Here is a 17,009-nt window from a genome sequence, read left to right as displayed (position 1 = left end):
TCAGTGCTCCTTCGTCGTCGTCATCATGCGGGTGGGGTGTCTCGCCGGGCGCTCGCGCAGCGTCAGCAGGAGCAGAAGCAGGGGCAGCAGTACGCACTGTGCGGCGGCCAGGAGCCAGAACCAGCCGGTGTTCCCCGCCTGTTCGGTGAGCCCGTACACCTGTCCGCCGAGCACTCCGCTCGCGCAGGCGCCGAGCCCCGCGGCCAGCCGCTGCTGGCCGAAGACCACGGCGTCCGAGCGTGAGCTGCGGTGCAGCGCCTCCAGGTCGTTCTTGAGGAACAGGACGATGTCGCCCAGGGTGATCAGCGCCCCGCCCGCCAGCAGCGCGGGCCGGGTGCCGATCGCGAGGACGGCCAGCCCGGCGGCCAGACCCGTGAAGCCGACCGCGAGGGCCGTCGCGTAGGGCATGCGCCGGATCAGGCCGGACGCGAGGGGCTGTACGACGATGACCAGCGTGAAGCAGAGCAGCAGGACCAGGCTGTAGAACGTGCTGGTGGCCCGCTCGACGGCGTACACCGCCAGGAAGTGCTGGAAGTGGAAGTAGAGGTAGAAGGCGAGCGCGTTGGCGGCGAACGGCAAGGCCGCCACCCCGGCCAGCAGCCCCTGCCCGGCCGGCTGCCCGCCTGACTCCCCGGCCCCCGCCGCCGGGAGCCGCGCGTGGCCCGCGGCGACCAGGACGAACAGAGCGGTGACGGACACGAACAGCCAGCCGGGCGAGGACAGCACGAACGGCCCGGCGACCAGCGGCCCCACCGCCATGCCCGCGTTGAGGGCGGCATTGCCCGCGGCCAGGAACGCCGGACGGCGCTCGTCGTCCACGCCGTGCACGAGGTACGCCTTGTTGGCGGGCAGATACAGCGCGGCGCCGCAGCACGTCAGCACCAGCGCCCCGACAGCCAACGGCGGCCAGCGCAAGGCCAACAGGAGGCCGACGAATCCGGCGGTGCGGATGATCAGAGCCCACAGCATCGTGCGGCGCAGCCCGATCCGGTCCGCCAGGGCCCCGCCTACGATCCCTCCGGAGAACTGCACGAGGGACGCCGCGGCCAGCACGACACCCACCGCGCCGAGCCCCATCCCGAGCCGCTCGTGCAGGAACACCGACATGAACGGCAGGACCATGAAGCTGCCGAGAGGGATCAGGAACGAGCTGAGCAGCAGGAAACGCAGCGGCCCGTCGAGCGGGAACAGCGTGGCCCGCACGCCTTCCCCGCCTGGTACGCGTTCACCCACCGGACGCCTCGCGGTCGGGGGCCCCGGGCGGCGGAAGCGGCTCGGTGAGCACCCGTACGGCGTTGGCGGCGGCCACCGCGTGGTGCGTGGCCAGTTCGGCGGTCTCGGCCTCCGCGTAGACGATGCCCGCGTAACCGCGGCTGTCGGCCAGGTGCTCGATCGCGTCGCCGACAGACCTGACCGGGTACCAGGCCGGCGACCCCGGCATGTCGGTCAGGCGGTCCAGCCCGGCGACGCCGGTGAACACCCCGGGCGCGGCCGGGTAGCCCAGTACGAAGGCGACGGCCGGGCCCCCGGGCAGTTCCGCGTCCATCAGGCGGGGACGGCGGCCCAGCGCCGTCTCGATCATCGCCTCGTACACGTTGACACCGAGCGCCCGGCACATGCCCTCGCCGACCAGGGCGCCACCGATCCGGGGGTTGATCTCGACGACCTCCGGGCCGCCGGTGGTCAGGACGAACTCCACGTGCGCGAAGCGGTCGGTGTAGCCGATCGCCGCGAGCACCTCACCGAGCCACCGCTCCAGCACGGCCCGCCGCGCCTCCGGGAAAGCCACGGGGAACGCGGTGATCTCCTCCCGGAAGTGCGGCTCCGGTGACATCAGCCGGCTGGAGACGCCCAGCAGCCGGCTCCGGCCCGCCCAGGTGAGGGTCTCGGCGCTGTACACCGGTCCGCTGAAGTACGGCTCCGCGAACAGCCGCCCTTTCAGCTCCCGCCCGGCCGCCTCGTCCAGCGCCGCCGCCAGTTCCGGTTCGTCGCGGACCAGCCAGACGTTCTGGCTCCCGGTGCCCGCCGTGTCCTTCAGGACGGCGGGCAGACCGACCTCCTTGAGCAGCACCTCTTCGGTGCCGCGTCCCGTGACGTCCATGGCGCGTCCGCGCGTCAGCCCGGCGTCGTGCAGCCGGTTGCGTACGGCCGCCTTGTCCCGGGTCAGCCGCAGGACGGCCGGATCAAGGCCGGGCAGGCCGAGACGTTCGGAGAGTCCGGCGCCGATCAGCGTCCAGGTGTCGGTGGAGCTGATCAGCCCGCGCAGCCCGGGAATCCGGTGCAACCGATCCGCCACCAGCTCCACGTCGAAGGTGTCGATCTCCACGACGTCGAGGGCATCCGACGCAAGCCGCTCCAACTCATGGGCGTAGTACACAGGATCGCGGGTGAGCAGTACCAGCCGCTCGCCGAGCGCGTCGGCGGCGCGCACCAGGTGTCCGAGTCCGAAGGTGAGGGACTCCAGGCAGACGACGCTCATGCCGCGCGCTCCTTCCAGTCCGCCGGGCAGGCAGCGCGTCGCCAGGACATCGTGGTCCAGGGCATGGTCATCCCCTCGGGACCGGCTGCTTCGAAGGGTTTCAGGGCGGCGGGGTCCAGGGCCTCCGTGTGCCTGGCGAAGACGCGCTCGACGTAGCGGTGTCCGGTGTCGGCGCCGATCACGAGGTGCAGCCGGTCGGGGTGGCGGCGCGCCTCGTGCGTCGCGGCCAGGTAGGCCGCGCCGGTGGACAGCCCGGCGAAGACGGCGTGCTCGCGCAGCAGCGCGACCGTGCCGGACATGGCGTGGGTGAAGTCCAGCCAGTGGAGGGCGTCGTAGAGGTGGTGGCGGACGTTGTCGAAGACGATCGACGAGCCGATGCCGGCGATGATCGCCTCGGGGTCGTGGTGGTCCTGGCTGCCGAAGGTGACGCTCCCGAAGGGCTGCACGCCGACCAGCCGTACCGACGGATCGGTGGCGCGCAGGCGTTCCACGAGACCGCCCGTCGAGGCCCCGGACCCCACGCCTCCGACGACGGTCAGCGCGGCCTCGGGGAACGTGGTCCTGATGCGGTCGGCGACCTCGTGGTAGCCGAGGTAGTGGACGTCGTCGTGGTATTGCCGCATCCAGTGCCAGCCCGGGTGTTCGGCGAGGATTTCCGTCACGCGCCGCACGCGCAGCTCCTGGTCCAGTTTCAGGTTCTTCGAGGGGCTGACCTGTTCGACCGTGGCGCCGAGAATCTCCAGTTGGGTACGGGTGGTGGTGTCGACGGTGGTGGACGCGACGATGTGGCAGCGCATGCCGTAGCGGTGGCAGGCCAAGGCCAGGGCGTAGGCGTAGATGCCGCTGGAGCTGTCGATCAGGGTCTGTCCCGGGCGGATCGTGCCCCGCTCCAGTAGGTGGCGGACGGCGGCGAGCGCCGAGTAGATCTTCATCGACTCGAACCTGATCAGGACGAGGCCGTCGGTGAGCCGGACGAGATCGGGGACTTTCAGGGCGTCGGCGATGTGGGGGTGGATCACCCGTAACCTCCATGGGTGAAAGAGCACTGGTGGCCGAGCGTGTGGAAGTAGGCGGACAGGTCCGACTTGGTGTCGGCGTCGAGGCGGGTGGGGAAGAGGTAGCCGATCAGGCAGCCCGTGTGGGCGACGAAGACGCCGTCGGCGCCGAACCGCTCGCGGTGCGCGAGCATGCTGTCGAACGCCGCCTTGGGCAGCACGTTCTGGGAGAGGGCGGCGCTGGCGGTGGCCGCGCGTGCGACGGCGGCCGGGTCGCCGGAGGCGAAGCCTTTGAGCAGGTCCGTCAGGCAGTGCTCGTACTCCTCCCCGTGCCGCCGGTAGTGCTCCAGCAGCAGGCCGGTGACGGCGGCGGTGTCCACCGTCCCGGGCTCGGTGATGTAGGCGGTGTGGAAGCCGATGTCCGTGCCCAGCCGCCGGATCACGCGGTGCCGGCCGCTGAGGTACAGCGCGAACTCGTCGAGAAAGACACTGTCGGCCCGCTCGATCGCCGTCAGGATCCGCAGCACCACGTCCTTGTCGTACGGCAGGGCGAAAATCCTGAACAGACAGCGCAGCGTCGCCACGATGTCGGCGGTGGAACTCGCCATGCCCACGCCCACCCGGAGGTCGGAGTGGGTATCCCAGTGGCCCGGTGGCAGCGTGAGGCCGAAGTGCTCCAGGAAGAGCCGGGCCGCGGTCGCGGTCTTCTCTCCGAGGGGCAGCCGGTTCGGCGCATGCGTTCCCGGGGTGAAGTGCACCCAGGAATGACGGTCCACGGGAAAGGACACCACCGCGATGTCCGGATCGGGCCCCGCCCGCAGCGGGCCCTGGTACAGCTCGCCCAGGGTGCCGTGACAGACGCCCGACACCGTGCGGCCCGGCTGCCGCCGCGTCCTGCCGGGCTCCCGGGCGGGTATCAGCACCGCCCTGTCCGGTCCGCCGATGGGCAGGCAGACCGGCATCCGGCACGGATGGCGAGAGTTCGCGTGGTCACGGACATGTCCCCTCCTGGTCCCGAGCCCCGAACGTGTCCGGGAAGGAGGCGCGGCGCGGCCAACGCCGCGCAGCTGTCCGTACCGCCAACCCAGTCCTCGAGGTCACCGTGCACTGCCCGCGTTTCAGGCGCGGGCGCAGTGGCAGGTCTTCGGACTCGTGGGCTCGCTCACCGGAGATCCGGAGGGCACCTACCGGCCGTCGCTTCCCCGGCCCCATCCAGACACGGGCCCAGTGCTGTTGACGGCTTTCGTTCCCACTCACCGCTGCGGGACAGTCCCGGATTCCCACCGGGTTCCCTCTTGCGTCGCGCCGAATGCCCGGTCGGGGACAGGAGGCACGAACCGACTGCAGGCTCAGCGTAGGGCGGCTCGTGCTCCTGCGGCAGGGGGCGTATCACCAGTTGTCCGAATGCGATCGGTCACCGCCTGTTGTGCAGAGTTCCGGGACGGATCGGTCGGTTTCACGGCCTGTTGTTCAGAGCTCCGGGACGGATCGGTCGGCTTCGGAAGCCGCTCTGGCCGGATGCGGCCTCGGTATTCGCAGCCGCCTCGGCCACACTGGTTTCTCCCATCACACGCGCACACCGCCCCGTCGGTGTCCCGCGCCCCGGAAGGCCCGCGATGCTGCCAGAAATGACGCAGGGGGACGACGGTGCGACCGCGCCGCCCGCTCCTGACCGGCGCCCGCCCGACCGCGTCGCCCTGAGCGCCGATCTGCGGGCCGCGCTGCCCGACGCGGGTGCCGCGGTCCTGGTCACGGGTGCCGTCTTCGCGTTCCTGTACGCGCGCATGGAGTCGGGTGACTCGGCGACGGTCGCGGTCATGCCGTTCATGGACGACCCGGGCACGTACTGGATGTACCTGCTCAGCCAGGCGTTCGGCTGGTCGGGCCTGTTGTGGGCCTGGGGCACGGTCATGCTCGGTCTGCTGCTGTCGGGGCCGCGCCCCGACAGCCTGCCCGCCACCCGGCAGGCCCTGGAACGCTGGCACCGCACCACGAGCCTGACCACCATGGCCCTGATGTGCGCCCACGCCCTGATGTTCGCGGCCGAACTCGTACGGTACGAAGCCCAGTTGGCGTGGGCCGAACGGCTGTGGGCGGGCTTCGCGGACACCTTCGTGCCCGGCTGGTACGACTCCGGCACCGGCCGGATCGCCATCCCCATCGGACAAGGGGCCCTGTACCTGGCCGTCCCGCTCGGACTGCTGTTCTACGTCCGGCACCGCATCGGCGCGAACACCTGGCGGCGATTGCACCGTTTCGTGATCGTCGTGTACGTCCTGAGCGTGTGGCACACCCTGCTGTACGGCACCAACGTCTGGTACGGCGAGTGGCCGCGCACCGTGCTGTGGCTCCTGCAACTCCCCGTCGCCGCGCTGCTGTTGCTACGTCTGATGCGGCCCTCTCGGCGGTCTGAGCGACTGGGCCCATGGCAACGACGCGAGGGCGTGTCGCTGCTGGGTTGGGCGGGGCGAGCCGTCGGCCGAGTGGCCACCGGGGCCGTGGTGGTGGGTCTGCTCGTCGTGGTGGCGTCCGGCCATGACGGCGGCCGGGAACGGCCGGCCGAGCCGCCCTCGACGAGTCCGCACACCCACGAGCCCGAGTGATCCACGGCGGCCGGCGGGTGCCGGTGCGAATCCGGCGCGGTCCTGTCCCGCCACTGTGGGCGGGTCTCCCTGGAGAGAGGGGTGGTTCGGCGTACCCGGCACAAAGGCCGCTACGGAGGACATCGCCGCCTGGATGAGTACGGGCGGGCGGCACTGGCATCGCTCCTCGGCCGGAAATCCTCGCCCTGTACACCTCCAACCCGCCGTGCCGCCGCACGAGTTCCTGATGGCAAGGACCGTTGGCGTTCAGAGAGGCAACGGGACGAGACCCCGGGCGGGATGGCGCGGGCCGAGGAAGACGACGATGCCCTTGCCGTCGGCGGAGGGATGGGTGGCTTGAGCCCAGCCCTGGCGGTGGTAGAAGGCCATGGCCCGCGGCGTCCGCACGGAGGTGAGCAGCCAGGAGCGGCCATCGGGGGCGCCCTCGGTGGCCGCCGCCAGCAGTCTCCCGGCGAGCCCGCTGCCGTGCGCGCCGGGCCGGACGGCGAGTTCGTCCACTTCGAAGGCGCCGCACAGCCAGTCGTTCGTGCGGCGAGCGCCAAGACCCGCGGCGACCTGCGGATAGCAGCGGTCCGTGGGGAAGGGCGTGAGGGTCGTCCACCCGCTGGCAAAGCCGAGCACGTCCCGGCCGGCGACGGCCAGCGCGGCGGTGAAACCGGGGCGCCGCGCGTCATCACGGAGGCGCTCGGCGAACTCGGCGGCCTGCTCCTCGTCCTCATTCCATGGCGGCGCGCTGAAGGCGTCGAGGTAGACCGAGCGCAGGGCGTCGGAGTGGGCGAGAACATCGCCGCCGCGCAGCACCTGCACGTCGGGAACCGATGGAGAGTTCACAAGAACCTTCCCTTTCCTGCAATGTAGACGTTGTTGCAAACAGTGTGCAATAAGGTCCCCGAAGTGACGTAGGGGGTATGCCAGGAGCCGACCAGCGGCGCCCGATGTCCGCGCGGTACCGTCACCGGCTCATCCAGGACGGCTCCGACGCCGTGATTACACGGGCCGACAGATGATCGCAGCACGCATGGCGATAGCCGTGCCAGCAACATGGGCCATGCCATCGCCCCCTGTCGTGGTCCGCATCCTCAAATGGCCATGAATCAAGTCGGGCGGCAGGTGCACTCCGACGTGCATACGAGCCCGCGCACTATTCCGTAACACCTGTTCAACACCTGGTCTGCAATTGCGTGACAGCCCTAAGGGCGAGTGGGGCGACGGAGTGGGCCGAAACACCCGGCTCCTGGCCAATCCCTCGTCTCACCCGCCTGACCCTCTACCAGGCCCTGGACGTCCTTCAGGACCTGCTGAGGTGCTGGACCGCCACCTGCGGCCGCCGCGCCCTGACGCGCTGTGCCCATATACGGCGACCAGAGTGGTCGGCACCGAATTGGTGCCCAGCCCCCGGGAGTTGAGAAGCTCGCTATCGGGCCTTGCGCATAGGCGGCGCACAGCTTGACAGGGCTTCGTCGAACTTGTCGTTGGGCGTGAATTCGCTGCATATAACGATGCGCCGACCGTGGACCATGGGCACGACTTCTCCACGTTGACGGCTCGATATGACCATGTAATGTGCACCGAGTTGGGTGAACGTTTGACGCGTCGCTCCAGGACAGGCCGGATCGCACGGCCTCCTGAGCGCCGCAGTCCCACGGGGAAACTGGGGGTACGGCCATGAGCTGGACATCGGAGAGTTGTCGCATCGCCGACGGCGGTGGAGGGGACAGATCCGCGGGCAGACCGGGCGAGGTACGGCACGACGGCTGACGCCATGTGGAAAACGCTTCTCAACGCCGTCCGGGCACGCCGGACCCTGCCGCGCCCGGCCGTCACCGTACTCATCCTGCTCAACCTCCTGTGGCTCGTCCTCCTTCTCACCGGCACCGACGCCGGGCCGGCCGCCTGGGTGTGCGGAGCCGCCCTCGCACTGGCCTTCCTCGCCGTGCCGTGGGTGTCGGACTTGAGCGAGGACCAGGGCACCACGCCCCGGCAGGCGAACCTCTGGGTGGCAGGAGTGGCCGCCATCGCGATCGGACTGGTGCTCACCGACGGCGAGAACGCGACGGTGATGCTGTCCTACCCCGCCATCGTCTCGGTCTGGATCTGCCGACCGGCTCGGGCCCGGGCCGCCTGGTCCGTCCTGCTCGCCCTCCTCGGGATGGCGCTCTGGTACGTGGAGGGAGCCGATCCGGGAACCGCCGTAGCCCTGCTCGGGACGGCGGTGGCCGTCACCATGAACCACATCCTGCGGGCGGCCGCGGTCCGGGCAGGAGAAGCCCGGGCCGCCCAACGGGACTTGGCGTCGGCCTCCCGCGGCATGGAACGCCACCGGCTGCTGCGCGAGGTGCACGACATCGTCGGGCAGGAACTCACGCTCATCGCCATGGAGGCCGAGCGGGCCCTCGCACAGCCCGCAGCCGCGGGCAGCGGGCCGGCGCCCGCGGACGGGAGTACCGCGATCCAGTCGGTGAGCGTACGGGCCCGCACACTGCTCTCCCGCATGGAGTCCGAGCTGTTGACCCTGCGCGGCACATCACTCGCGGAGGAGCGCCGCCGCGCGGAGGAGGCCTGCACGGCAGTCGGCCTCGCCATCACCGTGCAGTGCGACGTCCCTGCGGAGAAGCTCGCGCCCCAGGCCGACCAAGTCCTGGGCTGTGTGCTGAGGGAGGCGATGACGAACGTGCTCCGGCACGCCCCGGCCGCCCGGACCTTCCGCTTCTCGGTCGCCGAGCACCCGCGCGGCGTCGGGTTCACCGCCGTCGACGACGGGGGGTCCGTTCTCCCGCCACGGCCCGGCATGGGCCTGACCGGGCTCCGCGACCGGCTGGCGGAGGCGGGCGGCGAACTCAGCGTGGACATCACGCCCGCCGGCCACTTCGCCCTCACCGGACACGTCCCCCTGGCCGTCCGGCCCGGCCCCGCTTCGCGGGAGGAGGCCCTGTGAACCCGCAGGGCACCGGAACCACGTCGGCCACGCGCATCGTCGTCGTGGACGACCACCGCATGGTCCTCGGCAGCCTCGCCGCGGCACTGCATGCCACCGAGGGCTTCGAAGTCGTCGCCGCCGTCAGCCGCAGCGAGGACGTCGTGCCCGCCGTGGTCAGGCACCGCCCCACGGTCGTCCTGCTGGACTACGGACTGCCCGGACGCGACGGCCTGGCGCTGCTCGGTGACATCCGTACGGCCCACCCCGCCTGTCGCGTCGCCATGATGACGGCCATGCGCCAGCGGTCCGTGGTACGCGACGCCATCGCCCGCGGGGCCCTGGCCGTCATGTCCAAGAGCGCCCCGCTCTCCCAGCTGATCACTACCCTGCGCGGGGTGGCGGCCGGGCAGCTGACCCTCGACGAGGAGGTGCTGCCCTGGGTCACCCAGGGCAGTGACTGCTTGCTCAGTGAGCGTGAGCGCGATGTCCTGCGGGTCGTGGCCACCGGCGCGTCCATCGGTGAGATCGCTGCCGAACTGAACCTGGCCCAGGGGACGGTGCGCAACGTGGCCTCCAGCGCCATCAAGAAGCTGGGGGCGCGCAACCGGTACGACGCCACCCGCATCGCCGCCGAGCAGGGCTGGCTGTGACCGCCGGGCGAGGGGCGGCGTCCGCTGCCCCTCACCCGGCGCCTCACACCCTGGACCAGCTGAGCGGCAACCGCGCCGAGCCGCTCAGGAAGTTCGAGTAGACCGGGCTGCTCGGCCCGGTCGCCTCCATCTCCGCGACCAGTGTGCGCAGGCCGTCGAGCAGGGTCTCGATCTCGACCCGCGCCAGATACGCGCCGAGGCAGAAGTGGGAGCCGTAGGCGAAGGACATGTGCTTGTTCGGTGTCCTGGACAGGTCGAAGCGGCCGGGCCGGTCGAAGACCCGCTCGTCGAAGTTGGCGGAGGCGTTCCACACGGTGACGATGTCCCCGGCGGCGATGGACCGGCCCCGCAAGGTCACATCCACGGCGGCGGTCCGGCCGGCGTGGAGCGCCGGTGTCGTCCAGCGCAGCACCTCCTCCACCGCCGACCGCGTGGTCACCTCCCCGCTCCGCAGCCGGCGCCACTGCTCGGGGTGCGCGAGGAGGGCCTCGACTCCACCGATCATCGACAGCCTGGTCGTTTCGTCACCTCCGAGGATCAGGCTGTAGCAGTTGAGGACGATCTCCTCGTCGGTCAGTGGTAGGCCGCCCGGCCGGCAGGCGGCCAGCACGCTGATCACGTCGTCACCCGGCTCGGCGCGGCGCCTTGCCGCCAGATCGGCGAAGTACAGCAGGATGTCGTTGCGCGCCAGCCATGCCTCGTCCGGCCCGGCGTCCGCGTGCTCGGACCCGAGCGCGGCCGAGGTGAGCGCGAGGATTTCGCCGCGGTCCGCCTCGGGCACATCGAGCAGATCGCAGATGGCGCGCAGCGGGATGCGCGCCGCCACGTCCTGGGCGAAATCACAGGTACCGCGTTCGAGGGCGTCCTCCAACAGGCCGCGGGTGGCGGTGCGCACACTGCGTACGACACCGTCCAGTGCCCGGGGGGAAAACGACTTCATCAAGGCTGCGCGCAGCCTCGCGTGGCGGGCGCCGTCGGTCACGGCCAGCATGCTGCCGCCGGCCGAGTCGCCGCCCGCCAGCAGCGTGTCGAGCACGTTGCCCCGGTCGGAGCGGAAGGCCCGTGCGTCCCGGTACACGGCGGATACGTCGTCGTACCGGGTCACCACCCAGAAACCCGGTCTGCCGTGCCGGGCGGGTTGCCAGTGCACGGGACGTTCGGCGCGCAGGGTGCGCCAGACCTCGGTGAGGTCGTGTTCGGCGTGCAGGGCCGGATCGCTCAGGTCGAGTCCGGCCGACAGCTGCGGCGGCGCGTCGGCCGGGCTCGGCCGGAGAGCGCTCATCGCAGGACCTCGCCGGGAGCGGCGGCGGTGATGCCACGGGTGATGTGGTCCAGGCAGCCGGCTTGTCCAGCGGGCCCGTGGAGCACCTGCCAGCCCTGCGGCACGGGCACCAAGGAGGGCCACAGCGCTTGACGGCCGGACGGGCCGCAGAGTACGAGGAACAGGTCGTCCTCCCTGTCGAAGGCGCTCTTCACGAGGCGGTGCTCCCTTCCTTGCGCGCCGCGCGGGCCAGGCTTCGCGGCGTACAGCCGCCGAGCGCGTCGCGCGGGCCGATGCCGAAGCCGGCCCGGCGGGCCAGTGTGATCAGTCGGACGAGGCGGATGCTGTTCCCGCCCATGTCGAAGAAGTCGTCGTCGGGGCCGGTGCCCGAGATCCCCAGCACCTCGTCGAAGAGCGAGCTGAGTACGGCGTGCCCGGTGTCCGCGGCCGTGCCCGGTACGCCGCCCTGCGCGCCGCGGTGACGGCGGGCCAGCAGCGCCGCGCGGTCGAGCTTGCCGTTCGCGGTGCGTGGCAGCGCGTCCCAGAAGTGGAACTCCGCGGGCACGAGATGGCCGGGCAGCAGCGCGACCAGGTACTGCCGCAACGCTTTGGCGTCCAGGCCGGGCGCCCCCGGCCGGGCAGCCAGATGGGCGGTCAGAGTCCGGTCCCCGGAGGGCTCCGGGCGCGCCGCGACCGCGGCGTGCGCGACGGCCGGGTGACCGCCCAGCGCGGCCTCCACCTCGCCGGGTTCGATCCTGAACCCGCGGACCTTGACCTGGTCGTCGTCGCGGCCTTCGTAGGCCAGCACTCCGTCCTCGGTCCACCGGGCCCGGTCCCCGGTGCGGTACATCAGCGCCCCGGGCGGGCCGTAGGGGGCGGGGACGAAGCGCTGCGCGGTCAGGGCCGGCCGGCCCAGGTAGCCGAGGGCGACGCCGCGGCCGGCGACGTACAGGTCACCGGTCATGCCGGGTGGCAGCGGCTGAAGCCCGGGCCCCAGCACGTGCACGCGGGTGCCCCTGATGGGACGGCCGATCGGCGGGGCGCCGTCACCGGACAGCGGCCCGTGCAGGGTGGCCGCCACCGTCGTCTCGGTCGGGCCGTACGCGTTCATCATGCGCCGCCCGCGCGACCAGGCCGCCACGAGGTCGCCGGGGCAGGCATCGCCGCCGACGATCAGCGTGGCGAGGTCGGGCAGCGGAAGGCCGGTCGGGAGCGTCGCCAGGACGGCCGGCGGGATCAGGGCGTGCGTCACGTGCTCGGCGGCGAGGAGGCCGGCGAGCGCCTCACCGACCAGGGACGTGCCCACGGGCGGGATGACCAGGGTGGCGCCCGCGGCGAAGGCGAGGACACTCTCCAGTACCGCGGCGTCGAAGCTGGGGGAGGAGAACTGCAGGACCCTGTCGGCGGGGCCGACCGCGCAGCGGTCGACAAGGGTGGCGGCCAGGTCGGCCAGGCCCCGGTGGGGGACGAGGACGCCCTTGGGCTCACCGGTCGACCCGGAGGTGTAGATGACGTACGCGGGCGCCTCGGGATCGGCCTCGGCGGGCGGCGGGGCACCGGCCGCTCCGGGAACGTCCGCATGGGCGGTCGCGTCGAAGTCGGCGGGCCCCAGGAGGACGTGGGGACACGGGGCGTCGGCCTGAAGGACAGGGAGGGTCCCGGCGTCGACCACAGCGAGTCCCGGTGCGGCGTCGCGGAGCATGTACCGTACGCGCGCCGTCGGGTAGCACGGGTCCACCGGGAGGTAGGCGGCGCCCGTACGCAGGACCGCGAGCTGGGCGACGGTCATGGCGCGTGAGCGGGGCAGCAACAGGGCGACGACGGTGCCGGGCCCGGCACCCGCCGCCGCGAGCCGAAGGGCGAACCGCGCGGCGGCGGCGTCGAGTTGGGCGTACGTCAGGTCGCCCTCGGGGGAGGACAGCGCGAGGGCCCCGGGGGTCGCGGCCGCGTGCCGGGCCACCGCGGAAGCCAGGGTGAACGCGGGCCCGGCGGGCGTGCCGGCCGATGCGACGACGTCCGCGGCGGCCGTACCTGCGGCGCCGGGGAGGGCCAGCAGGCCGACGGGCCGTTCCGGGTGCTCGGTGAACTCGCCCAACGCCGCCTCCAGGCAGTCCAGCAGACGCTCCGGGTCCAGAGGGCCGAGCACACCCGGGCGGTGGTCGAGGCGGAGGGCGAAACGGTCCTCCGGGACCACGGAGAAGCCTGCGGCATAGTGGTTGGCGTCGTACGAGGCCGCCGACCGGAGACGGAGCCCCGGCACGAGAGCGTCGAACTCGGCAGCGGAGAGCGGCGCGCGCTCCACGACGGCGACCGTGTCGAACAGCGGACCGCACCCGGCGATGCGCTGGACATCGGCGGGGCCGAGCGTCGCCGACCAGGGCGCCAGCTCGTCCAGCCGGTCCTGGACCGCGGTCACCAGCCGCATCCAGGAGTGGCCCGGGTGGACGGTGACCGGTATGGGCTGGACCGTCGCGTGGGCGCCGATCGGGGGCTCGGCGGCCCCCCTTTCCCGGGCGGTCGGCAGCCCACCGACGATCACGCGGTCCCGGCCGGCCGACAGGGCCTGAAGGACCGCCCAGACGCTCTGGACCACGGCGTCGAGGGTCACCCCGGCAGCTTCGGCCCGCGCCATGAGACGGCGACTGCGCTCCTCGTCGAGATGGCGGACCAGTCGGACGGGCGCCGTGGTGCCGGCCCCCAGGAGCAGCGGGGAGCTGTCGGCGAGGACCGTGCGCCAGCCCCGCTCGGCGACGGAGCCGTCCACCGCGGTCGGAAGGACTCCGGGCTCCGGTGCCGGTGCCGCGCCCGGTGCGCCGGCGTATCCGGCGAGGAGTTCCCGCAGCAGCCGCGGCTGCGACCACCCGTCGCACACCAGATGGTGATGGGTGAGCGCGAGTACGGAGCGTTCTTCGCCCGTCCTGATCAGCAACAGCCGCACCAACGGCGGGGCGTCCAGTTCGAAAGGAGTGCCGCGCTGCTGCTCCGTGAGGCGGGCGACCTCCTCCTCCCGCGCTTGCGCGTCCAGGCCGCGCAGATCGACCTCGCGCCAGGGCAGGGCGAGGCCCTCGGGGGCGACGACAGCCTCCGGTTCGGCCTCCCCAAGAGTGAACCGGGTGCGCAGAACAGCGTGGCGAGACAGCAGCCGGTCGCCGGCCACGCGCAGCCGTGCCGCGTCCAGCGGACCGTCCAGCCGCAGGACGAGCTGCAGGTTGTACAGCTCCGGGGAGTCCTGGTGGCGGCCGTAGACGAGCGTGACGAGCAGCGCGCGCTGCGCCGGTGTGAGCGGCGATGGCATGTCTTACCTCGTGTTCTGGGTGTATCGGGTGGTGCGAGCAAGAGGGGTCAGGGGTCCCGCCACGGCGATCACGTCCGGGTCGCCTTCGGGAGCGCCGATGCGCCACCGGTCGGGTTTGCCGTTGTCGGTCAGCGGTATCCGGGACCACAGGGCGATCCGGGAGGGCGCGTGCGCCGGTGACAGGCGTTCCGCCACAGCTGCCGTGAGGCGGGCCAGCAGCGCGTACGGGTCCTCGCCCGGACGGGAGGCCGTGACCGCGGCGCCGACGTGCTCGCCCGCGTCCGCGTCCACCACCCGGTGGACCTCGGCCGCCTCAACGGCCCCGGTGGCGAGCAGGGCCCGGGCCACCTCGTCCGGGCGGACCTTGACCCCGGCGGTCTTGATGACGCCGCCCAGCCGGCCCACCAGGTGCAGGTAGCCGAAGACGTCCCAGCGGCCGAGGTCGCCCGTGCGCAGCCAGCCGTTGTGCAGGACCCGGCCGGTCAGCTCCGGGTCGCCGAGGTAATGGGACATCATCTGCGGTGACCGGACCAGCACTTCGCCCGTGCTCCCGTCGGGCAGCGGCTCGGTGTCACCGTCCGGGGCGCAGACTCGGACGTCCACCCCGGGGAACGGCCGGCCGGCCGAGGGCAGTAGCTCTCGTTCCCAGTGGTCCACCGGTTCGAGCACGGTGATGCGGCCCGCTTCCGTCGTGCCGTAGCACTGCACCAGGCGCGCGTCGAAGGCCTGCCGGGCGCGGACGAGCCGCTCGGTGGAGGCGGGTGAGCCACTGTAGATCAGCGCGCGGAGCGGGCCGAGGTCGGTGTGCGGCAGGTCGGGGTGGTCCAGCAGGTCGTACAGGTGCGGCACGGCCAGATAGGTGCGGGTGACCGCGTACGCGCCGATGGCGGTGAGCACCGCTCGGGCGTCGAACCGCTCGTGCAGGACCAGCGACCCGCCGGCGCACAGCACGCTGTCGGCCATGGGGCCCGCCGCGTGGCTCAGCGGCGTCACGACGAGCATCACCGGGTTCTCGGCGGCGAGTTGGACCGCGTCGTCGAGGACCAGGTCGTTCCAGGCGGTGAGCGGCTGGCACACGCCTTTGGGCAGCCCGGTGCTGCCGCTGGTGTACGTGACGACGGTGGCCCGGTGCAGCGCCCCGGGGACGGGAGCCGGCGCCGGGTCCGGTACGGGCCGTGGCCCGTCGGCGTCCGGGAAGTGCCCGGTGACGATCACCTTCAGGGGGTGGGGGAGGCGGGCGCGGATGGCGGTGGCGTGCTCGACGTGCGGGGGGTCCACGACGAGGATGCCCGCTCCGTTCTCCGCGAGGATGGCCGCCTGGGCGTCCGCGTCGAGCGCCGGGCCATCGGGTCCGGGGTTGGTGGAGCGCAGGTGGACCACGGTGGCACCGAGCAGGTGGGCGGCGTAGCGGTTGGACAGCAGGGCCGGGTGGTTGCTCTCGGCGAGGAGGCCGACGGCGGGCGCCGCCGTCCCTGCCGGGGGGTCGGAAGCCAGGCCGGCTGCCATGAGCTCGTCGCGGCAGCGCAGGACCGCCGCGCGCAGCCGGCGCCCTGTCACTTCCAGCCGGCGCCAACGCACCGCGACGCTGTCCGGTGCGGCGGCCAGCACGTCGAGGATGCGGCAGACGTAGTGCTCCCGGGCGGACGACTGCGGGATCACGTTTCTCCTCCGGGCTCCGGTGTCCGGACCGTCCGGCGGGCGGAGCCGCCGGACGGTCCGGAGTGGGTCGTTCGGTCAGCAGCAGGACGACGACGAGGAGGAGGACGAGGAGCAGCACAGCGCGTTGCCGGACGAAGCGCCCATCTCCGGCAGTGCGACGCCGTCGGCGACGTCCAGGACCTCGAGCTCCTCGATGTCGAACGAGGTGAAGAGCTGGTCGAGGTCGGCAAGCGCGGCGGTGTTCGCCATGACGGTGTTCCTTTCAATCATTCGAATGCGGCCCGTATTCGGACCGGCGAGCCGATGGTGCACCGGCGACGGGCCCGGCCGAAACGAGCGGGAAGGTTTTTCTGACATTGCTCACGACTTGCATGACAAACGTCATTGAAATCCTCCCCAAGGATTTTTCTGCGGTAGGGGAGCGCGGCCGGGGACTTAGAGTGACGCGCAGACCCGCGAACAGGAGGCCCCCTATGGACTTGAATTCTCACACCGGACGCGCTCCTCGCGGCGTGACGGTCGCACCGGCCCGGCGAAATCCCGGAGCAGGTCGTGGCCCGTTGGTCGGGGCGGTCTTCGGAGGGGTGTGGTTCCTCGTCGGCCTCGGTGCGCTGCATGGTGGCCCCCGCCGAGCCGTGGCGGCGGCGGGGACCGTGCTCGCTGTCGCCGTGGCCTTCGCCGTACTGCGTGCCCGCAGCCGGCCGGCCTCACCTCCGGTCGGTGCCCCGCAGCCGCGCGGACGCGCGTTCGTCCGGCTGATCGTGGTCCAAGCCGTACTGCTCGGCGTGGGCGCCGGGCTGATGAACAGTCGGCTCGACACGCCCCAACTGGCCTTCTCCTGGGCTGCTCTCGTCGTCGGCGGACATTTCTTCCCGCTGGCCCGTGTGCTCGACGCACCCCTGCTGCGCCTGCTGGGCGCGGTGATGGTCGGGGTGGTCGCCGTGACCATCACTTTGGCCCTGGCGGCCCCGGACACGACCCCGTGGATCTGGCAGGCGTTGCCCGGCCTCGGCTGCGCGGGAGCGCTGTGGGCAGCCGTCCTGGCCACCGGACTGCGGGCGCCGGCCCGTCGGCAGGGGTAATCGCCGCCCCTGCCGGACTTCCTGGCCAAATGACACTTGTCACGCGCTCCGTGACAAGTGTCAGGGAA

14 protein-coding genes and 1 riboswitch are annotated in these 17,009 nt (G+C 72.1%); of the genes, 4 read left to right on the top strand and 10 right to left on the bottom strand.

Annotated features, from left to right (window positions below; genetic code table 11):
* From J2N69_RS02980 to J2N69_RS02965, 4 genes are read right to left on the bottom strand one after another with little or no spacing between them, the layout of a single operon-like run.
* Nucleotides 1-1,203 carry an MFS transporter gene (locus J2N69_RS02980; RefSeq protein WP_230899311.1) on the bottom strand — a complete coding sequence of 401 codons (1,203 nt, stop codon included), beginning with the start codon at nucleotides 1,201-1,203 and terminating at the stop codon, nucleotides 1-3.
* Nucleotides 1,204-1,225: 22 nt separating this feature from the next.
* Nucleotides 1,226-2,479, bottom strand: coding sequence for an ATP-grasp domain-containing protein (locus tag J2N69_RS02975; RefSeq protein WP_230899310.1), 1,254 nt, complete (start codon nucleotides 2,477-2,479; stop codon nucleotides 1,226-1,228).
* Entirely contained in the window at nucleotides 2,476-3,498 is a 1,023-nt protein-coding gene (locus J2N69_RS02970) for a cysteine synthase family protein (RefSeq protein WP_230899309.1), read from the bottom strand. Before J2N69_RS02970 ends, J2N69_RS02975 begins: the two co-directional genes overlap by 4 nt.
* The gene (locus J2N69_RS02965) at nucleotides 3,495-4,397 is read right to left on the bottom strand and encodes a GHMP family kinase ATP-binding protein (protein ID WP_230899308.1); all 903 of its coding nucleotides are present in this window, start codon (nucleotides 4,395-4,397) and stop codon (nucleotides 3,495-3,497) included. Before J2N69_RS02965 ends, J2N69_RS02970 begins: the two co-directional genes overlap by 4 nt.
* Nucleotides 4,398-4,593: 196 nt before the next feature.
* A riboswitch (cobalamin riboswitch) is annotated at nucleotides 4,594-4,831 on the bottom strand.
* 259 nt (nucleotides 4,832-5,090) lie between these two features.
* On the opposite strand from J2N69_RS02965, the gene J2N69_RS02960 reads away from it, so the two are divergent.
* The gene (locus J2N69_RS02960) at nucleotides 5,091-6,077 is read left to right on the top strand and encodes a ferric reductase-like transmembrane domain-containing protein (RefSeq protein ID WP_230899307.1); all 987 of its coding nucleotides are present in this window, start codon (nucleotides 5,091-5,093) and stop codon (nucleotides 6,075-6,077) included.
* A 246-nt stretch (nucleotides 6,078-6,323) separates the two neighbouring features.
* On the opposite strand, the gene J2N69_RS02950 is transcribed toward J2N69_RS02960, so the two are convergent.
* Nucleotides 6,324-6,908 (bottom strand): GNAT family N-acetyltransferase, encoded by a 585-nt coding sequence (locus J2N69_RS02950; protein WP_230899306.1) that lies wholly within the window; start codon nucleotides 6,906-6,908, stop codon nucleotides 6,324-6,326.
* A 931-nt stretch (nucleotides 6,909-7,839) separates the two neighbouring features.
* Here J2N69_RS02950 and J2N69_RS02945 point away from each other — a divergent pair.
* Complete coding sequence (locus J2N69_RS02945) at nucleotides 7,840-9,012, top strand: sensor histidine kinase (protein WP_230899305.1); 1,173 nt, start codon at nucleotides 7,840-7,842, stop codon at nucleotides 9,010-9,012.
* Nucleotides 9,009-9,644, top strand: a complete 636-nt coding sequence (locus J2N69_RS02940; RefSeq protein WP_230899304.1) for a response regulator transcription factor — start codon at nucleotides 9,009-9,011, stop codon at nucleotides 9,642-9,644. Before J2N69_RS02945 ends, J2N69_RS02940 begins: the two co-directional genes overlap by 4 nt.
* 43 nt (nucleotides 9,645-9,687) lie before the next feature.
* Here the strand turns inward: J2N69_RS02940 and J2N69_RS02935 are convergent, their stop codons facing one another.
* The 5 genes from J2N69_RS02935 to J2N69_RS02910 form a co-directional block, all read right to left on the bottom strand.
* The gene (locus tag J2N69_RS02935) at nucleotides 9,688-10,926 is read right to left on the bottom strand and encodes a cytochrome P450 (RefSeq protein WP_230899303.1); all 1,239 of its coding nucleotides are present in this window, start codon (nucleotides 10,924-10,926) and stop codon (nucleotides 9,688-9,690) included.
* Complete coding sequence (locus tag J2N69_RS02930) at nucleotides 10,923-11,120, bottom strand: MbtH family NRPS accessory protein (protein WP_230899302.1); 198 nt, start codon at nucleotides 11,118-11,120, stop codon at nucleotides 10,923-10,925. Before J2N69_RS02930 ends, J2N69_RS02935 begins: the two co-directional genes overlap by 4 nt.
* Nucleotides 11,117-14,200 carry a non-ribosomal peptide synthetase gene (locus J2N69_RS36380; RefSeq protein ID WP_269075590.1) on the bottom strand — a complete coding sequence of 1,028 codons (3,084 nt, stop codon included), beginning with the start codon at nucleotides 14,198-14,200 and terminating at the stop codon, nucleotides 11,117-11,119. The genes J2N69_RS02930 and J2N69_RS36380 overlap by 4 nt, the downstream gene beginning before the upstream one ends.
* A gap of 3 nt (nucleotides 14,201-14,203) precedes the next feature.
* Nucleotides 14,204-15,859, bottom strand: a complete 1,656-nt coding sequence (locus J2N69_RS02915) for a class I adenylate-forming enzyme family protein (protein ID WP_230899301.1) — start codon at nucleotides 15,857-15,859, stop codon at nucleotides 14,204-14,206.
* A 75-nt stretch (nucleotides 15,860-15,934) separates the two neighbouring features.
* Nucleotides 15,935-16,108 (bottom strand): thiazolylpeptide-type bacteriocin, encoded by a 174-nt coding sequence (locus J2N69_RS02910; protein ID WP_230899300.1) that lies wholly within the window; start codon nucleotides 16,106-16,108, stop codon nucleotides 15,935-15,937.
* A 224-nt stretch (nucleotides 16,109-16,332) separates the two neighbouring features.
* On the opposite strand from J2N69_RS02910, the gene J2N69_RS02905 reads away from it, so the two are divergent.
* On the top strand, nucleotides 16,333-16,941 hold the full coding sequence (locus J2N69_RS02905; RefSeq protein WP_230899299.1) for a hypothetical protein: 609 nt from the start codon (nucleotides 16,333-16,335) through the stop codon (nucleotides 16,939-16,941).
* The last annotated feature ends 68 nt before the right edge of the window (nucleotides 16,942-17,009 follow it).

Origin of the sequence: Streptomyces huasconensis (assembly GCF_021028635.1) — a bacterium.
In the GTDB taxonomy this organism is placed as follows: Bacteria; Actinomycetota; Actinomycetes; order Streptomycetales; family Streptomycetaceae; genus Streptomyces; species Streptomyces huasconensis.
The sequence above is the reverse complement of the archived record's forward strand: the minus strand, read 5'-3'. Positions and strand labels throughout refer to the sequence as shown.

Excerpts from the sequence above, each read along its gene's own strand:
- J2N69_RS02975 (WP_230899310.1), bottom strand. The coding sequence starts at position 2,479 with ATGAGCGTCGTCTGCCTGGAGTCCCTCACCTTCGGACTCGGACACCTG.
- J2N69_RS02960 (WP_230899307.1), top strand. The coding sequence starts at position 5,091 with ATGCTGCCAGAAATGACGCAGGGGGACGACGGTGCGACCGCGCCGCCC.
- J2N69_RS02945 (WP_230899305.1), top strand. The coding sequence starts at position 7,840 with ATGTGGAAAACGCTTCTCAACGCCGTCCGGGCACGCCGGACCCTGCCG.
- J2N69_RS02935 (WP_230899303.1), bottom strand. The coding sequence starts at position 10,926 with ATGAGCGCTCTCCGGCCGAGCCCGGCCGACGCGCCGCCGCAGCTGTCG.
- J2N69_RS36380 (WP_269075590.1), bottom strand. The coding sequence starts at position 14,200 with ATGCCATCGCCGCTCACACCGGCGCAGCGCGCGCTGCTCGTCACGCTC.
- J2N69_RS02910 (WP_230899300.1), bottom strand. The coding sequence starts at position 16,108 with ATGGCGAACACCGCCGCGCTTGCCGACCTCGACCAGCTCTTCACCTCG.
- J2N69_RS02905 (WP_230899299.1), top strand. The coding sequence starts at position 16,333 with ATGGACTTGAATTCTCACACCGGACGCGCTCCTCGCGGCGTGACGGTC.